The sequence below is a fragment of the Paenibacillus sp. FW104-T2 genome (assembly GCF_058789975.1).
Window position 1 is genome coordinate 14,249 of record NZ_JBYTCE010000008.1, and the last position, 17,873, is coordinate 32,121.

Below are 17,873 nucleotides of genomic sequence, written 5' to 3' on the forward strand. Positions count from 1 at the left end.
TTTCATAAAAATCCCCCCTTGTGATTGATTTACTACCGACTCTCAATTCTAAAAAATATCCTTCAAATCTATGTAATCATATTTACTATTATTTTTAACAACTCACCAACTTCATCCATGATAACCCATATAATGCCATTTGCGAAGCCATCTAATAAAAAAAGGCAACCTGGCTGCAGGCTGCCCTCTCCACATTGAAAATAACTCATGAACTATTGATTCACTTGAATAACGTTTACTTCGCGCCGGTGCTCCAGACAACTCTTTCACTCATGGCTTTATGCTGCGCAATCAGGCAAAGCTCTGCAGCTTTAAATGCATGTTCCTGTGTCATAGCTGTCTCCGTCCGCTCCAGACAATCCCGGATGAGATCTCCGAAGAACGGATAGCCGACCTGTCCTTTGACACTGTAACGGTATTCACCTTCATGGTTAACCAGATAGACCTGATCTCCCACCGGCTCTCTCGCGACGTCGATATATTTCCGCAATTCAATGTACCCGTCAGTTCCCAAGATGACAGTACGCCCATCTCCCCATGTCCCGAGACCGTCTGGTGTGAACCAGTCTACCCGGAAGTAACCGGAAGCCCCATTGTTTCCAATGAGAGACGCTTCGCCGAAGTCCTCCAGTTCAGGGAATTGTGGATGATGGAAGTTATGCACCCGGCTGAACGCCACTTCCGCATCCGTGCATGAAGCGAACGTGAGAAACTGTTCAATCTGATGACTTCCAATGTCACAGAGGATGCCGCCATATTTATCATGCTGGAAAAACCACTCCGGCCGGCCTGGAGCATTCAATCGATGCGGCCCTGTGCCCATCACCTGCACAACCTTACCGATGGCTCCTTGCTCAATCAGCTGCCCGGCATAGATCGCACTTTCCACATGCAGACGCTCACTATAATAAACCATGTATTTCTTCCCGGTCCGTTTCACTTCTTCCCTAGCCCTTGATAATTGGTCCAAGGTAGTGAATGGGGCTTTGTCCGTAAAATAATCCTTGCCTGACGCCAAAACTCTCATGCCTAGTGGCGCACGTTCCGAAGTAATGGCTGCTCCGGCCACTAACTGCACCTGATCATCTGCCAGCACTTGTTCTTCCGAAGCTGCGGCCTGTGCTTGTGGGAACTGTTTGCGAAATGCCTCCACTTTGGCTGGATCAGGATCATATACCCATTTGAGCGTTGCCCCTGCCTCAACCAAACCTCCAACCATACCATAGATGTGCCCATGATCGAGTGCTACAGCAGCAATAATAAACTCACCAGGACCGCATACAACCTCTTTTTTCACACTTTTGGGTGCATAAAACATTCCATCTTTAGCCACGTCATCTCCACCTTTTATTAGATTCAAGTACAACGATTGATATAACAGGCCTACTTAAATGTTTGCGTCAGGTCCGCAGGCTGGCTGCTGCTGTAACCTTTGTCTTTCTTGGTGTTCGAACTAGCAATACGCTCCTGCAAATGTTCATAAAATAACTCTTCATCGATAGGCAGCTCAACCCAATTGTCCGTCCAGGTCGAGAGAAGCATCGCATTGGACAAGGTTAATCCGTGTATACCTTCTTCTCCTGGAGCAATGAGCGTGGCACCTGTTCGGATGGCGTCAATCCAGTTACGAATCAGTCCTGGGTGGCCGGATTCAGTACCCGTAATCGGAACTTCACACTTCCAGCATTCCGGCTGTCCAAAACCTCCGGTAAACCGTTTATTGAATTCTGGCTCGGACTCCCGAAGGCGCCAGAATGTCAGCTGACCATCTTCAATCACGATTTTACCGCGGTCTCCGTTAACCTCGAATCGGTTGGTACCGGGAGCTTCACCCGTAGTAGTTACAAATACGCCTGTTGCTCCGTTTGCGTACTCCACATAAGCTGTCACATCGTCTTCCACTTCAATATCCCGGTACTTTCCGAACGAACAAAATGCACGCATTCGTACAGGCATCATGCCGATGGTCCACTGCCACAAATCAAGCTGGTGAGGATCCTGATTGATCAGCACGCCACCGCCTTCACCTGCCCAGGTTGCCCGCCAACCGCCGGAGTCATAGTAACTCTGGGATCGGTACCAATTCGTGATGATCCAGTTCGTGCGTCTTACTTCCCCCAGTTCTCCTGAAGCAATAAGATCTCTCAGTTTGATATACAGAGGATTCGTCCGCTGATTGTACATCATGGAAAACACTTTGCCGCTGGCTGCAGCAGCTTCGTTCATCTTGCGCACCTGTTTGGTGTAAACACCGGCTGGTTTCTCGATCATGACATGCAGACCGTGCTGAAAAGCCTGAATGGCCTGTTCCGGGTGATCATAATGAGGTGTTGCAATAATGACCGCATCAATGGTGCCGGATGCCATCATCTGCTCTGCATCCTGCCAGTAACTGACCGAAGCCGGGAAATTACTGGCTACCCAGCTCTCCATTTCCTTTCGGACATCACATACGGCTACCAACTCTGCACCAGGCACATCTCCGGCAATCAGCGTTCTGGCATGTGCGGCACCCATGTTTCCAATACCAATGACGGCTACTCGAATTAAACTCATACCTGTACCTCCTCTTCCACACGACGCTCAATTTCGCCAAATACCTCAGCAAAATGCTGTAACATCGCCTGAGAATTAAACTCTCCACTGAAATCTTCAATACCGTAGTATCCGTCATATCCCACTGATTTCAGGTCACGGAACACTTGCATCCAATCCACGATACCTTCAGTCAGCGGTGACCAATGACATCTCCATTTCGCGGATACAGAACTCCCTGCACTCTCTCCGCTTTGTTCCTCCTTGTACCAAGCTGCATTCTTCACATGGACGTGGGCAAGGTAAGGACCCAATAGTTCCAGTCCCATTCGATAATTTTCATATCCTTCGTGTACCATGTTGCCTGGATCATACAACACGCCAACATGCTGGGCATCCAGCGACTGCACCAGTCGGTAGGCCAGTGAAGCGGTTGGAGCGATCGTTTGGTGATGCGTCTCTACCACGGCTTTGACGTGATACTGCTGAGCCATCTCCTGCACTTCGGATAAATACCTAACTGCTCTGCTGTACAGCTCCGGATAACTGGTTTTACGGTCATATCCCGGCACACCTACACGCATCATGGACGCACCCAGATCAGCAGCTGCCTGAAACGCCTGCTCGGTCGCTTGAAGATCTCCACAGCTCAGATACGGTACTAGTGCAATGGAACGTCTACCGTGTTTTAAAGTGGCTTCACGAAAATCAGGGACCTGTTCCTCCCATTTGGCCGGATCGATTGAACTCCGATTATGCCTCCAAAAAGATGGTTCCTCCGTACGTGCGTCTTCCGGTATTCCGCGGAACCTCCACTCGATTCCGTCGATACCTGCTGATGCTGCCGCTGCAGCCAGTTCTTCTGCGTTCAGGTCAGGCGTCGCTACAGTAAATACAGACAGTTTCATCTTGGTCATCTCCTTATGTAAACGTATTCAAATTTATTGGATAAACGAATTGTATCATTCCTGCATATGCACAAATAGTGTTCTGCTCCAACAGATGAATTAGAGATAAACGTGAGGCAACATTCCCCATTCAGGGATAACTGTAACTTGGCTGCGGTGGATGTCACCATACTTCTCCAGGGTATATTCCTACGCAAAAAAACATCCCTGTTCAGATGTTCATTCTGAATGGGGATGTCATAAGTTATTTCATTAATTTAGTCGTTATCTATTTTCGATCAAAAAACACATGCTCAGCATGCAATTTTCCAAGACGAGTCGTCATGATTCCAAACGAATACTGCGGCTGGCGGCGCCGATCCGTCGGTGAACCCGGATTGAATATTAGCACATCGTTGACGGTATGCATCAAGGGAATGTGAGAGTGGCCAAATATGATGGCATCTACCTGCTGACCGGCAAATGTATGAATGGCATTCTGCTCAGTCGTTTTCGATCCCTGGTGGCCATGAACCAGACCTAGACGCAAACCGTCCGCCTCCACGATGCGGGAAAAGCCCAGCTTCTTGCCAATTTCCGGCGGATCCGTATTGCCTGCTACGCCTGCAACCGGAGCATACTCGCTTAACAGCTTGTATACACTCCAATCCGACCAGTCGCCTGCATGTAATATGAGGTCAGCCTCCGGCAGAGCTTGGAGCAATGGCTCCGGCAGCTGCTTAGCTCTTTTGGGCAAATGCGTATCCGAGATCACGATTATTTTCATATCCAAGCACACCTCCCTGGTTCAGACGATACCCTAATCAGCAGAAGGAGGCACAGTCTCCATCTGTGAGCAGGAACGTTCCATATCTTCAAGCGTAATGGATGCGAAGAACTGTTCGACTTTTGCCTCTGCCACCTGATACAGATTCGTCAGCAGACTGTCTATGCGAAGACCAACATCACAATTGGGGTTGCAATTGCCATGAATCGGAAATAGCGGACCTTCGTCCTTGGCAGCCTGATAGATCATGGCCAAGGTAATTTCACTAGCCGGCTTGGCGAGATAAAAACCTCTCGTTCCGGGAGAGGAATCGACCAGACCTGCCTTTTTCAGTCCGCCCAAAATACGTCGTACGACAACAGGGTTGGTGTTGACGCTTCCTGCAATCATTGCGGAAGTGATTCGTTCAGGCGCGCTGAAGGACAACAACAACAAACAATGCACACTGACCGAAAAATGTGTACTCATGATTAACCACCTTTAACGTAATATAATCCTGGTGCTTCAATCTATTCAGGGAACAGACTCTGTTCCGGACGTGCCTTGATTTTCAACTGCCGCACGCTGTATTCCAGCTGCTTCACAATATCATCCAGCTGTTTGCGATCGATTTTCGTCGGATCATCCACGGGTCTGGCCGTCGACTTAAGATCCCGAATGGTGAGCTGCTGCTCCTGCCATTTATCCATCAGATCAGCAATATTGGCATAAAAGCGTTCGTAATCCTTGATGACCAGGTCAAGATATGCATCGACTTCATCCGGATCATAGCCACGGAGCTTATAATTGAATTGTTTTTCATGAATTGATAAGGCATCGAGCTGTACGCCCAGTTGTTTAAACAATTGTCTCTGTTTATCCAATCTTCGTTTCATATGTTCATCCATCTTGACAACCTCCATTATAAGAAAAACGTCTATCGACGTATGTTCAAAAGCAGCCGGGACCGTCTCTTCAAGGAGCACGGTGCAATACGACTTCACGGGGAAATCGCGGCAGTTTCTCTCTCTATTTTTTATAACACATTATCGGCCAGATATAAAATCAAACGCCTCTTCAAAGACGCAAAAATGATTGTAAACCGCCAAAATCGGGTAAGGACAGACTACACACCCCTAAAGCGGGAAAGGAGCATGTCGTTATGAGTACATTAACCAAAGATCAACTTCAGGAACTTAAGAGCGCCCTTCTGGAGCAGCGGGATAATCTGCAGCGTCATTTTGAATCCAACATGGAAGATGGTGCTCCAACTGCGTCGCTCAAAGATTCTACAGGCGAGCTGTCATCATACGATAACCACCCGGCTGATGCGGGGACGGAGACGTTTGAACGCAGTCGTGATCTGGCCGTAGACGATACATTAACAGATGAATTTAACCAGGTGATCGATGCCCTGGAGCGTATGGAAAAAGGAACTTACGGAACATGTGTCACTTGTGGACAGGATATTCCGTTTGAGAGGCTTCAGGCCATTCCATACACGGCCTACTGTATTGACGATACACCGAACCGTGAGCTCAGCAATGACCGCCCTGTGGAAGAGCAGGTGATGACCATGCCCCCAAGTGGTGCCGGTGAGGTCAGACAGCGGAATGCCGGCAAGTTTGATCATGCCGAAGCCTGGGAAGCTGTTGAGGATTACGGTACATCCAATTCGCCAGCTACCGCAGCCAAACGTGAAGTTCGAGACTACGATGAGAACATGTAGTTCTGACAATGATTGCCGGCCTCTCTCTCCATGAATATAAGGTACGGTTGAGCAGTCATCATTGGTCCTCATCACACATCAAAAAGCCGCCTTCAGGCGGCCTTTTCTTTGTTGTCGCATCGGTCTCCCTAGATCAACTTTCCTTTGCATTGTCATTCGAATCGGAACTCTGATCTCCCGGCTGATGAGGTGGGACTTTACTTTTCTGTGCTCCAGTCGGTTCATCCACATGTTGGGACAACGTGGTAAACAGCTGAAAAACCTCCTGATCTTCCTTCTGTTCATTCCGCTTCGTATAAGGCTCACACATTTTCGTGATATCCCTGTACAGCTTCTCTACTTCCTCACGGCTCGCATATAACGTCATGTCCGAGATTTGTCCAAACATGTTCTCACCATGCTCCGCCTGTTTCATAAACATCTGGCGGCTCTGTTCGTACATTTCATTTAACAGTTTAAGCGTCTCTGAACGAAAAACCTGCTTCAGCGGCGAGTGGTCCTCATCTTCATGACGAAGATGAATTTCTCCCTGAAAGGGTTCGTAGTATTTGGCAATGATTCCATTAATCTCTCGTGTGGATACGATGGTAAGCAAACCGATCTTCTCCAGCTTTTTCACGTGATAATGTACTTTCGCGGGCACTTCTCCCAGCTTATCAGCTATTTCTTTCACGGTAGAAGGCCTTCCCTGTTTATTAAACATATTCAGGATCTGGATCCGATACGGGTCGGAGTAGATCTTGATCTCCTCGATCGTTGACAGTACTTTCTGCTGCATACCTGTATCCTCATTTCCGGGGTACCTGTTGTCCTTATATATGCATATTATACCGTTCAGTCCGGTCCCCGGTCAAAACAGGTCTTACAGAAAGATACAGGAATTAGGCTATAAACAACGCCGGAATGTTTTGCTGAGCAGGAGCCCTATGGCTGACATGGCAAGCAAAATGCCAAAAGCAATAAATAAGACAGGCGTGGACAGCACTTCTGCTGCAGCACCCGCAACCAGACTTCCAAGCGGTACAGCACTTACACAGAGCATACTTTGTAGTGCAGACACCCTGCCGAGCATACCGGCTGGCGTAACCTCCATTAGATATGAGGCAAGAGGTGTTGTAGCTAATGGTATGCCGAGCCCCATCATTAGGCAAAACATAGCTGCAAGCGGTAGTTGATAAGTTGACATATACGCAGGAAGCGCGGTCATGGCATAACTAAGACCCAGCATGATGATTCCACTAATAATCAATACACTCTTCCGATAGCTGCTGCCTCTGTGAGTCATCCACAATCCACTCAGCACCATGCCTCCCACCATTAACCCGCTAAGCAAACTTAAACCCCATGCTCCAGCTTGCAGAATATCGATAACATATGGAGTTCGGAGAACATTGAAGGGCATCAGGCAGAAGTTAACGAAGGCAAATAAAATGGAGGTAATCAGCAGCAGGGCGTGTTTGCGCATGAAATGAAAGGCTTCGACCATTTCAGAAAGCAAACTTCTGGGAGTATCTGTGGAAGATGACTTCTCCGCGGATACTTCTTCCGTACCGGGATCGGATGGATAGACAACCCGGCTCATTAGCACAGCACTTAATGCAAATAGGCCAGCATCCATCAAAATCGTCCACGTCATTCCGACAGTTGCAATGAGCGCACCTGCTACGGCAAGCCCGGCAAGTTCAGCCAGTCGAGTAGCCGACGACGACATAGCATTGCCGGAAAGCAGCATCGATTGCGGCAGCAATCGCGGTACACTGGACATTTCGGCAGGTGATGAGAAGCATTCAAGCAACGAATTCAGAATCGTGACGACGAACAAATGCCATACGTGCAGTTCTCCCAAACCAAATAACAGAGCAGTTATACCTACAAGCAGTCCCCGGCCCGAATTCGTCAGAACGATGACCTTCTTGGGAGACATGCGATCCACGACCGCTCCTGCAAAAAGGCCGAGCAGAATATTCGGCAGAAAGTTGACTGCGAGCAGCGTACCCATCAATAGTTTGGAACCTGTCAACATGTACACCATCCAGCTATATGCAATGGAGTCAATGGAATCACCAAACCTCGCTACCATCTTCCCCAGCATAAACTGCATATAAGGTTTAACTCGTATTAGCTCACCAATCCCTTGCTTATTTACCGCTGTGCCTTCGCTCATTATCCATTCCGCCCTTCAACGTTAAAATAATTTTAATGTTAATATTATTTTAACGGAGAATTTCTGGAAATCAACCCCTTCGTGAAAATTTTTTTAACGTTTAGTCGATTGAGTTTACACTAAAAAACTCCATCCTGAAGGATGGAGTCTGGTTTACTCATTTTTCTAATCGTTTTTTTAAATCAACGAAACGCGCTGCCGTGTCCTTGCCGATTGCAAACAGGCATCAATCACCCGCATATTCGCTATCGTATTATCCGGAGTAAACGGCAGTGGTGTTCCATCTAGCACAGCTGCTGCAAAAGTTTCCGCCTGCAGAACATAAGAATTGGATACGGATACCCGCTCTTCCCGACTGACCGAATCCGTGTGAACGATAATTTGCGGTGGGATATCACTATTTTCCCAGCCGAAGACTTTTGGCAATTCAATTCGTCCGTCTGTTCCGAGGATCTCCATCTCCGCCCTCCCGGAAGCCCACATGCCGCAATCAAACGTTAACGCCACGGATCCCGGAAATTCCACGAGCCCCGAAGCCATCATATCCACTCCATCATGTTCATCGGAAAAAAGAGCATGTACCGTAACTGCTTCGGGTTCCTGGCCCAGGTACATCCGTGCTGCGGAAATGGGATATACACCAAGGTCAAAGAGCGAGCCTCCACCCATTTTCCGTTTGAACCTTACATTATCCTTATCATCCGCGGTATTACATGTGAAGTTGCCATGGATGGCACGAACAGCACCAATCTCTCCACTCGCGATAATCTCCTGAACACGCCGATGCTTGGGATGATATCGATACATGATCGCCTCTGCAAATAGAACGTCGTGCTCCTTGCATACCTGAATCATTTCGGCAGACTCGTCCGCATTCAGTGCAGCTGGCTTCTCGCATAATACATGCTTTCCGGCCTGAGCTGCTTTGATCGTCCATTCCTTGTGCATATGGTTAGGCAACGGGATATATACGGCTTCAATATCCGGATCCGCAATGAGCTCTTCGTAACTTCCATAGCATCTAGCAATGTCCAATTCTTCGGCGAGCGCTTCAGCCTTCTCCTTGCTTCGACTCGCAATAGCAAGCACTTCTCCCCGTTCGGATTGCTGGATTGCCGGAATTACCGCATTCTTGGCAATGGTGGAAGTACCGAGTACTCCCCACTGTAGCTGCTTATTCATGCTCATCTTCCTTTCGTCCCGTAATTGTCCTCTTCTGCCTTGTGCAGCATGCCTAGACAACGGTCTAGGTCTGCCTTGACCTGCTTTTTGTACAATTCGGCTTTTTCCGCTCCATCATCCGTAAAGTGATATAAAACGATTTCCTGAAAATCCACTTTGGGATCGCTGCCCTTCAACTTCTTCGTCCGATAAAATACACCCTGCTGTACCAGTTCATGCAATGCCCGATATACCTCACTCTGAGGCGGAACATAACCGTAATCTTTAAATTCCTGCTTCATGGCCTCCAGCATTTCGTAACCATATCCTCTGTGCTGTTCAACCATGGTAATGAGATACAGCTTGATAAATGCCCGCTGGGCGATCATAAAAGCCATGCTTGTTCCCCCCTATCCTCTACCGCTCTACTTCATATTATAAAACTTGTGTTCGGTTTCTGCCATCATTCTCCGTTTTTCCCGGATAAGCAGCAGGTGAGAAAAAAGCACAGGATAGATACGCAGAATCGTGTGGTAGAACGCTATTAGGGTTATTATTATGAATTTTTCATATAATGATTTTTTAAGACGAAAATCCAATTAAGTTTCAGTTCGACAAAAGCAACTGCTGTCTTGCATCCACAACTATAGATCACTACCCTCAAGAAGATGACTTCTATTGTGAATTTTTCATTCATTGCCTCTTTCACTTTCTGAAATTGTCCTTCGGTACTGTGCCCACGATCCATTTTCCCCAGCTTACACGCGAAATGCACCAAGTGAGCACACAGGATAGAGCTAAAGCAAGTACCCATGTCAGAATCATTCGTACAGTCGGATTTAGGCCCCATGCAACGTAAACATATTCATCTGGAATATAACTGTAGCGCAGCATGAGCATATGCATGAGATAACCGCCATAAGAAACGCTGCCGATCCATCCAAGCCAGCCCACGGCCAGTTGATTATGCAGTTTGCCTGCGAGCTGATACATGACCATGATCGACGCGATTAGAAAGAGAGCCATATCCGGCCTGATCAAGCTAACGGTATAAAATGTGATCTGAATGCCTTCCGGCTTTTGAAATTCCAGCATTAATAGATATGTAAACCGAAGACCCATGGTTATAAACACCGTCCAATATACCCAGCGCAGCCGATGAATCCACTTGTTCCAGCTTTCAACAGATAATCCGGCAGCAGCACCTAGTACAAAATAAAAGAAGAAATACAGGAAATTGCGGTCGGCATAGGTTGTAAATAGATCGGTCAGTACTGGAATATGGAGTCGCTCCATGACTCGTGCAATATTCCCCAATTGATCGGCTAACAAGAGGTATGCAGCTCCTGTAATCAGGACAGCAATCAGGCGTCCATGTGAATCATAGCGGTTATATACATATCGTACGGCCTTTAGAAACAAGGGAAACAGCAAATAAAATTGAATTAGCATGATAATGTACCAAAAATGAGATGTGGTCTTGCCGGTAAGCAGCTTCAAACCAATCTCAGGGAGATCCTGCCAGCCAATGCCGGCCCACCCCTGTGGTGTCAAGGTGAAATACACCAGAGACCACACGACATATGGTGCGATGACATCCGTTAATCGTTTCTGCATGAAACGTCCGTATTTCAGCTGTTCTCCTGTGTTATAAAACAAAACCATGCCTGTGATGAAAATAAATAATGGGACGGCAAATTTGGAAGCCATCAGCAGGATTGCAAGCAGAACCCCATCTTCCAGGCCAGCTTCCGGAACCAGAGAAAAATGGGCAATGGAATGCTGGAGTACAACAGCTGCAAAGGCAATCCCCCTTAAACTTTCAATTTCAGCAATTCTTTCTTTACGTGGCATAACGTTCAGCCGCCTTTCTTGGTTTTACCGTAAAAAGTAAGTACAATGATAATCGTATAAAAGATGAACGGAGGGATTCCTATCGCTGATTCCGAACTAGATACCCCCACAATTGACTCCAAATATGTACAACAGCATATGGCCAATGAGCGAACGTTTTTGGCCTGGGTTCGTACCGGAATAGCCATGGCCGGTATCGGATTCCTGGCTGCCGGATTGGGATTCAATTCTTCCTCTTATGACCAGATTGCACACATTGCCGCCATTATAACCGGAGTGATCTCACTCGTCAGCGGCATAGCCATCATTCTGTGTTCTGCTGCTTCGTATCACCGCAAACGCAGGCAAATTAATCAGCAAACATTTCAAGCCTCAACCCGATTGATTCGCTTCCTGACGCTTACACTGTTGGTCATTGGCCTGGCACTTGCTGTTCTGCTCTATGTATTGTTATTCCCTGCTCCTTAGACTTACCTTTACACACAGTCAACACTGCATCATTATTCCAGGTGGAATTACAGGGACAAAAGCCGGCTTCCCCGAAGGAAACCGGCTTTTGAGCGCCTGACGGCTCACATTGACAAAATCATGAATTATATGTGTACTTCCTGTTTAACCTTGTAGAAAAATCAAGTGTACTAGCCTGAACCTTTCAAGCTTACAGGAACGTGTTGTTTCCAAATCGTGCTGCTTTATTCTGAGCTTCCAGTCTCCGCTCTTCCATGTCAAGATCCGTACGCTCTGCTGGCACATCTGTATCATGGGCTGCGTATCGATCACGATTCAGATAGCTGGTATTGCTAAATACATCATAGACATCCGAATCGCGATCGGTGGAGTCAACCAGGAGAAGGATTTTGCCGTTTTGTACATATTCCTCATACTGTCTGGCGTCCTCTTCGGGAATACCCAATCCGACAAGTCCACCGACCAAACCTCCTGCACCGGCACCTACTGCCGCTCCCGTAAACGCTGCTGCGATCGGACCCGCCGCCAAAATCGGACCTATACCTGGAATGGCCAGAGCCCCGATACCAGCCAACAGCCCGGCTACGCCACCTAATACGCCACCTGTGGCTGCACCTGCTGCCACACCTTCCGGCGCTTTGGTTCCCGTCTCTTCCCGGATGGCCTTCAACTCGTCCCGATCCTGCGTCACTACCGAAATCTCGTCTGAATTGAATCCTTGCGCTTTCAAGCCCTCTATGGCTTGAGATGCCTCACGTTCTGTATCAAAAACACCTACGATTTTCTTCTGCATAGTGAATTCCTCCTAATTATTTAAGAGTTCGCTTCGCTATGTTATTACCCGTACCATTCTCTTTCAAACGCTTCCAGCCATTATATCGTGCGCAAATACGAATAAATACAGCTTTATTCGCTGATAAAACATAAGCTTATGAAGTCATACTCATCAAAGGGTTTCTCTGAAAAGCCAGATCAATATCCAAGCTTTTGTATATGCATTGGTGAGCGAAAAAAAGTCTTAATGCTCTAGCTGCGCGGCTTCGCCCGATTGGTCGCTATGGCCTCCAATGGATTGTCTGGCCAGTAATGCTTTGGATATCGGCCTTTCAGGTCTTTTTTCACCTCGAAATAAGTCTCCCGCCAAAAGTTTGTCAAATCCCGGGTCACCTGAACAGGCCGGTGCGCAGGGGACAGCAGATGCAAGGTTAACGGCACCCGACCTCCAGCAATACGCGGTGTATCCTGCTGCCCGAACATTTCCTGAAGTCGTACCGCGAGTGTAGGATCTTCAGGTCGGCTATAATCAACCGGAATGCGTGATCCGCTGGGAACCTGAATATGAGTTGGCGCCTCCCGGTCCAACTGCTGCCGTTGTTCCCAGCTCAATCCGCTAAGTAAAACGTCCTGCATGGACAGTTTCTTCAGATCCGAAGCTGAACGCATTCCTGCCAAAAAAGGGCTGAGTTGATCTTCGAGTTCCGCTGATACATGATCCGCTGCGAGATCCGGCCACCCCGGCAGATGACGATGCAGAAAACGCAATCTGTCCGCCAGCTGCCTGGATGATTTGGTCCAAGGCAGACAATCCTGACCTTCTATGCGGATTCCGCTTAGCAGCGCCTCCAGCACCAGATCTTCCGGAGGCTGTGCGATACTGCTCTCCTTCATCAGGATTGCTCCAATTCGCAGCCTTCGATGAGCCCGCACACTTCGTGTGCTGCGATCCCATGCAATCTGCACATCCTCCTCTATGAGATCAGCACTGTAGTCCAGCAAGAGCTGCTCACCCACCGGTGCAGCCAGCAGAATGCGTGCATCCGCGCCCTGGTCGTCCGCCTCGGCAGCGACCAGATAGGCTGAACGGCTCAGCGACTCCGCCTGGCTGAGCCGTACCCCGCGGCCGCTGCTCAGCAGGTAGCGGCCGTCCTCCCGGCGCTGCCCGATCCGGTCGGGATAGGCGAAGGACAGCAGCAGTCCGCAGCTGTCCTCGTCCGGCCGTTCCGGATCCTCCGGCGCCGGGCCGAGAGCCGTGCGCAGCTGTCGGCTCTCCTGGAGGATGCGTCGTACGGCAGCGATGTCTGCGACCGCCGCTGCCGCTTGCGGCGTACCGCTGCTGTTCGCCATCAGCAGCGCTTCCACGCGCGGGCGCAGGTCAGTGCCCGCGCCTGCACTGCCACTGCTGCGGAGGCCGGCAGGCTCCTGCAGCAGTGCCGCCAGCATGCTGGCGTAGCTGGCCAGCCCAAGCTCCGCCGCGCGGAGCAGCATGCTGGCCAGTCGCGGATGCACGCCAAGCATGTTCATCCGCCGCCCGAAGGGCGTGATGCGGCCTGCGTCATCCAGTCCGCCCAGCTGCCGCAGCAGCGCCTGTGCCTGGCCGTAGGCCGCGGCAGGCGGGATGTCCAGCCACTGCAGTTCTGCAGGGGACTGGACACCCCAGGCGGCAAGCTCCAGCGCCAGCGGTGCGAGGTCCGCGGAGGCAATCTCCGGTCTGGCTGTCTCCGGCAGACCGTCATGAACCTCTTCGCTCCACAATCTATAGCACACCCCTGGTGCAATTCGCCCTGCACGACCCCGCCGCTGATCGGCTGAAGCCTTGGACACCGGCTGGGTAACAAGCCGACTCATGCCTGTGCGCGGGGAAAATACGGATGCACGACTCAGTCCGGCATCGACAACCACTCTGACACCCGGAAGCGTAAGGCTTGATTCCGCTATGGAGGTGGACAGTACGACCTTACGATTTCCTTCCGCAGCTGGGCGCACAGCCTCATCCTGACGTTCAATCGGCATGCTGCCATACAGGGAATGCACCTCGACATGAGAAGAAAGATTAAGCTTCGACAGTTCCCGTTCTGTTCGGTGAATCTCTCTGGCTCCTGGAAGAAAGACCAGTACGTCCCCTTCCTGCTGTGCCAGAGCTTTTACAACCGCTTGAGCCGTGAACTCCTCCAGCACAGCAGAAGCGGGTTTTGATACATAACGGGTTTCCACTGGAAACGTGCGTCCCGGACAATCAATCGCACGGGTCCCCTCGCCAAGCATTGTACAGATTGGGTCAGGGTCCAGCGTTGCCGACATAACCAGAACCTTCAGATCCGGACGCAGCATCGCCCGTGACTCCAGAGCCAGAGCCAAACCAAGATCCCCGTGCAGATGACGCTCGTGAAACTCATCAAAGATAATTATGGCTGTATCTTCAAGCCCCTGATCCTGCTGAAGCATGCGTGTAAGTACCCCTTCTGTGACAACTTCGATCCGCGTTGCCTGACTGACCCGAGTGTCCATGCGGACACGGTACCCCACCGTCTGTCCCACGTTTTCATTCAGAGCAGTGGCCATCCGCGCCGCGGCTGAGCGCGCCGCAAGTCTGCGGGGCTCCAGCATTATGATTTTACGCCCATTTAGCCATGGTTCCTCTAATAGGGATAGAGGTACTACGGTTGTTTTACCTGCCCCCGGCTCTGCAATAAGCACACCCGTATCCTGCTCTCGAAATAGCTGTTTCAGCTCAGGCAAAACCTGTTGTATCGGTAATTCTATATTCATATTATCGCTCCTAATTCATAAGGCACCATGCAATATATAATCAATCCAAAGTGAATGTTAGCATTATAACAAAAAAAGCCGTCCCAGAGGAACGACTACTTTGGATCAGATGTATTAACGCAGCAACGATTCGGCGCCATCAATGACAATCTCTGCACCCGTAATGTGTTTGGATTCAGACGATGCCAGAAACGCGACAAGATTGGCCACATGCTCCGGCTGTCCAGGGCCATCTGCAAGCGGCTGCTCCCCTTCCGGGAATTCCATTGGAATAACGATTTGGTGCAATTCATCCGTTTTTACGGTGCTTTGATCAATATTGGTTGCGATGGCTCCCGGACATATGACATTAACCCGGATTTTGAACCTGGCCAATTCCAGTGCAGCCATCTTCGAAAAGGCAACCTGTCCTGCTTTCGATGTACTGTATGCCGACATCCCAAAGCTGGTGAACCGTTGGTTACCATTAATGGAACTCGTAATAACAATGCTTCCCCCGCCGCGCTTCTTCAGATGTGGAAGAGCGTACTTGATTGTAAAGAAGGTGCCATCCAGATTGGTCGTAATGATCCGCTGCCAATCCTCCACCTGAATTTCCTCAATTGGAGCCGAGACACCATTAATGCCTGCATTGGCAAACACAATGTCCAAACCGCCGAACAGCTCCACCGTTTCCAGCACCGCTTTTTCCACCCGGGCCGGATCGGAGATATCCACATCGAACGCACGTGCAGCACCTGGATGTACGGCATTAATTTCGGCTTCCGTCTGAGAGATCCGATCATTCACCAGATCAAATAACGCAACGTGAGCACCTTCATTCGCCAATTTTAATGCCGTTGCCTTACCAATGCCGGAACCGGCTCCAGTAATGATAGCTATTTTGTTTGCAAACCGAGACTTGTCGTTATGTTGTGTCATGCTCCATTCCACTCCTTCTCAGCAATTATGTAAGAATGTACATCCAAGACTTGTGTATCAGCATGATGCAGCATGCTAACTAAGTAGATTCTTCACAAGATTACCCAAAAAGAGCGCCTTTTAAATCAATAACGACAAGTTTTTTCTCAGCTGATTTTTACCGCTAATTAAGTAAACTCAAGACGGATGACTTTTCGAAAGTTGTACATCTACCATTCCAGCTCAATGAAAGCGGCATCATCTTCAAGCCCGCCAGTATGTGCAGCATCCAGCAGTACCTGAATGTGTTCATCCGGGATATATGCCTGTATGGCATCCAGATCATTCAAACCATCTGTGTACAGCTGCAGACGACTTGGTTCATTGGATAGCTTCGCCTCATAAATATGAGGCTTGCCTCCAACTGGCCCTTCCAGGGTTGACCAGCGTTCATTCGTCCGGCAGTGGTTCTGAAAAGCTCCGGATTGTTCCTGACCATTGCGCCATAGACGTATGCGTGAATCCCCTTGCCAAGCCATCCAGATACGACTTTTCCCCATACCGCGGGACAGCTCAATTCGACCACACACATACATCGCCTGGCTTCCTCTGCTTCGCTTCTCCATTAACACTTCGCGTAAAAGCAGGGGCGAATTGTCCAATGGCTGAATTTTCTTTAGCTGCTCGGATGCGGGAACCGTCAGTTCTTGAAGCAGATGCTCCATCGCTTCTGCCGTAGGATTAGAGGTTGTTTCCAACCACTCGAGGAGCGCATTGCCCAGAAAACGCGCGGCAAAATCACCAAGGTAACTCATGCCTACACCATCACACATGACGAACGTACATACATTTCCGTCCATGCGAACGGCAGCAAAGTCTTGACCCGAATCCCCCTGATGAACCGTCTCTGCAGCTCTTCCATAGCCATAGCGACACTTAAAAGCACCCTGATAACGAGTAAGTGGCTGTTCTCCGGTCTGTGCGCTAACATAACGAAAGATTCCACGACGCTGCTTTCCTTGGCTTCCTCTCTCACCAGCAGGCAATGCTGCCAATCGCATCGTTCTCAAATAATCCCCTCCTATCTCACAGGCGTAGCAGCAGACATCTGAAACCCGATGGACACCAGTTCTGAACATGTGCCTGGCAGCATCATCAATGCACCGGGTGCGAGCAAATAGTCCGCCTCGACAAGCATTTCACGGTAACTTTCAGGCAGAACCGAAGACATATTGCGCAGCTTCTCTCCATGCTCATCCTTAAGTACGGTTTCCGGCGATATCCCTTTCCATCTTCTCGGTTCAGGGATAGGACCTTCCAATAGGTGATCGGATATAAAAATATTTTCGACGAGTACATTGCCATCAGGCACACTCATGCCCATAATTCGTTTGGCAATCGGTTCCGGGTCTTCGCCGGTAGCCACTCCATCCGTCATATGACAGACGAGCGGCGCAGGGCAATCCTGCATGTTCGGTATTTCAGCCTGCAGAATCTTCTCTGCCTGCAGAAAGGCTTTGGCCGAATCCGAGAAACGTTTAGGTGTCAGGTCTGGCAGCGAACCAACCGCTGCAATTTCGTCGATTCCCTTGATTCCATTCAACAAGTCATAGACGTCGTCGCTGTATGCAAGGATGGCAATCCTATAGCGAGGTGTCAATCGATTCCCTTTGGTTGAGCGAAACACCATCTGGCGTATGGCCAGGGCCAAGGCATCATAGACGACATCAATCCGTCTGCGGTTTTCCAGAACCATATTCATGGAGGCACTGATATCAATGAGATAAATAATAAGTGCGGGTGTACGCTGGGATGCTTGTATTGTATAGTTCATCTGGGCCTGAGCCACCTCCGTCGTTCACA

Annotated in this window: 18 protein-coding genes; 2 read left to right on the forward strand and 16 right to left on the reverse strand. The window is 49.4% G+C overall.

Features of this window, described 5'->3' with window-relative positions; all coding sequences use genetic code 11:
• Nucleotides 1-235: 235 nt before the first annotated feature.
• From AC3WQ3_RS11955 to AC3WQ3_RS11980, 6 genes are all read right to left on the reverse strand, one after another.
• Nucleotides 236-1,318: a Gfo/Idh/MocA family protein gene (locus AC3WQ3_RS11955; RefSeq protein ID WP_336780224.1), complete on the reverse strand. Its 1,083-nt coding sequence runs from the start codon at nt 1,316-1,318 to the stop codon at nt 236-238.
• 65 nt (nt 1,319-1,383) lie between these two features.
• The gene (locus AC3WQ3_RS11960; protein WP_336779691.1) at nt 1,384-2,556 is read right to left on the reverse strand and encodes a Gfo/Idh/MocA family protein; all 1,173 of its coding nucleotides are present in this window, start codon (nt 2,554-2,556) and stop codon (nt 1,384-1,386) included.
• Nucleotides 2,553-3,443, reverse strand: a complete 891-nt coding sequence (locus tag AC3WQ3_RS11965; protein ID WP_336779690.1) for a sugar phosphate isomerase/epimerase family protein — start codon at nt 3,441-3,443, stop codon at nt 2,553-2,555. Before AC3WQ3_RS11965 ends, AC3WQ3_RS11960 begins: the two co-directional genes overlap by 4 nt.
• A gap of 268 nt (nt 3,444-3,711) precedes the next feature.
• On the reverse strand, nt 3,712-4,209 hold the full coding sequence (locus AC3WQ3_RS11970) for a metallophosphoesterase family protein (protein WP_127536183.1): 498 nt from the start codon (nt 4,207-4,209) through the stop codon (nt 3,712-3,714).
• Between the two features lie 33 nt (nt 4,210-4,242).
• Nucleotides 4,243-4,677, reverse strand: a complete 435-nt coding sequence (locus AC3WQ3_RS11975; protein ID WP_336779689.1) for an Rrf2 family transcriptional regulator — start codon at nt 4,675-4,677, stop codon at nt 4,243-4,245.
• Between the two features lie 41 nt (nt 4,678-4,718).
• Nucleotides 4,719-5,096 carry a DivIVA domain-containing protein gene (locus AC3WQ3_RS11980; protein WP_095287646.1) on the reverse strand — a complete coding sequence of 126 codons (378 nt, stop codon included), beginning with the start codon at nt 5,094-5,096 and terminating at the stop codon, nt 4,719-4,721.
• Between the two features lie 254 nt (nt 5,097-5,350).
• On the opposite strand from AC3WQ3_RS11980, the gene AC3WQ3_RS11985 reads away from it, so the two are divergent.
• Nucleotides 5,351-5,917 (forward strand): TraR/DksA C4-type zinc finger protein, encoded by a 567-nt coding sequence (locus AC3WQ3_RS11985; protein WP_153978078.1) that lies wholly within the window; start codon nt 5,351-5,353, stop codon nt 5,915-5,917.
• A 133-nt stretch (nt 5,918-6,050) separates the two neighbouring features.
• On the opposite strand, the gene AC3WQ3_RS11990 is transcribed toward AC3WQ3_RS11985, so the two are convergent.
• The 5 genes from AC3WQ3_RS11990 to AC3WQ3_RS12010 form a co-directional block, all read right to left on the reverse strand.
• Complete coding sequence (locus tag AC3WQ3_RS11990) at nt 6,051-6,695, reverse strand: helix-turn-helix domain-containing protein (RefSeq protein WP_492472387.1); 645 nt, start codon at nt 6,693-6,695, stop codon at nt 6,051-6,053.
• A 108-nt stretch (nt 6,696-6,803) separates the two neighbouring features.
• On the reverse strand, nt 6,804-8,081 hold the full coding sequence (locus tag AC3WQ3_RS11995; protein ID WP_492472388.1) for an MFS transporter: 1,278 nt from the start codon (nt 8,079-8,081) through the stop codon (nt 6,804-6,806).
• A 177-nt stretch (nt 8,082-8,258) separates the two neighbouring features.
• On the reverse strand, nt 8,259-9,263 hold the full coding sequence (locus tag AC3WQ3_RS12000; protein ID WP_492472389.1) for a Gfo/Idh/MocA family protein: 1,005 nt from the start codon (nt 9,261-9,263) through the stop codon (nt 8,259-8,261).
• 2 nt (nt 9,264-9,265) lie between these two features.
• A complete protein-coding gene (locus AC3WQ3_RS12005; protein WP_095287651.1) occupies nt 9,266-9,640 on the reverse strand; it encodes a replication termination protein in 375 nt (124 codons plus the stop codon).
• 307 nt (nt 9,641-9,947) lie between these two features.
• Nucleotides 9,948-11,096 carry an acyltransferase gene (locus tag AC3WQ3_RS12010; RefSeq protein ID WP_492472390.1) on the reverse strand — a complete coding sequence of 383 codons (1,149 nt, stop codon included), beginning with the start codon at nt 11,094-11,096 and terminating at the stop codon, nt 9,948-9,950.
• Between the two features lie 63 nt (nt 11,097-11,159).
• Here AC3WQ3_RS12010 and AC3WQ3_RS12015 point away from each other — a divergent pair, with 63 nt between their 5' ends.
• Nucleotides 11,160-11,564 (forward strand): YidH family protein, encoded by a 405-nt coding sequence (locus tag AC3WQ3_RS12015; protein ID WP_127536190.1) that lies wholly within the window; start codon nt 11,160-11,162, stop codon nt 11,562-11,564.
• A 190-nt stretch (nt 11,565-11,754) separates the two neighbouring features.
• On the opposite strand, the gene AC3WQ3_RS12020 is transcribed toward AC3WQ3_RS12015, so the two are convergent.
• From AC3WQ3_RS12020 to AC3WQ3_RS12040, 5 genes are all read right to left on the reverse strand, one after another.
• Nucleotides 11,755-12,357, reverse strand: a complete 603-nt coding sequence (locus tag AC3WQ3_RS12020; protein WP_492472391.1) for a general stress protein — start codon at nt 12,355-12,357, stop codon at nt 11,755-11,757.
• Between the two features lie 233 nt (nt 12,358-12,590).
• Nucleotides 12,591-15,110, reverse strand: a complete 2,520-nt coding sequence (gene hrpB, locus AC3WQ3_RS12025; RefSeq protein ID WP_492472392.1) for an ATP-dependent helicase HrpB — start codon at nt 15,108-15,110, stop codon at nt 12,591-12,593.
• 114 nt (nt 15,111-15,224) lie between these two features.
• A complete protein-coding gene (locus tag AC3WQ3_RS12030; RefSeq protein WP_095287656.1) occupies nt 15,225-16,031 on the reverse strand; it encodes an SDR family oxidoreductase in 807 nt (268 codons plus the stop codon).
• 209 nt (nt 16,032-16,240) lie between these two features.
• Nucleotides 16,241-17,071: a protein phosphatase 2C domain-containing protein gene (locus AC3WQ3_RS12035; protein ID WP_492472463.1), complete on the reverse strand. Its 831-nt coding sequence runs from the start codon at nt 17,069-17,071 to the stop codon at nt 16,241-16,243.
• A gap of 20 nt (nt 17,072-17,091) precedes the next feature.
• Entirely contained in the window at nt 17,092-17,844 is a 753-nt protein-coding gene (locus AC3WQ3_RS12040) for a vWA domain-containing protein (protein ID WP_492472393.1), read from the reverse strand.
• Nucleotides 17,845-17,873 lie beyond the last annotated feature (29 nt).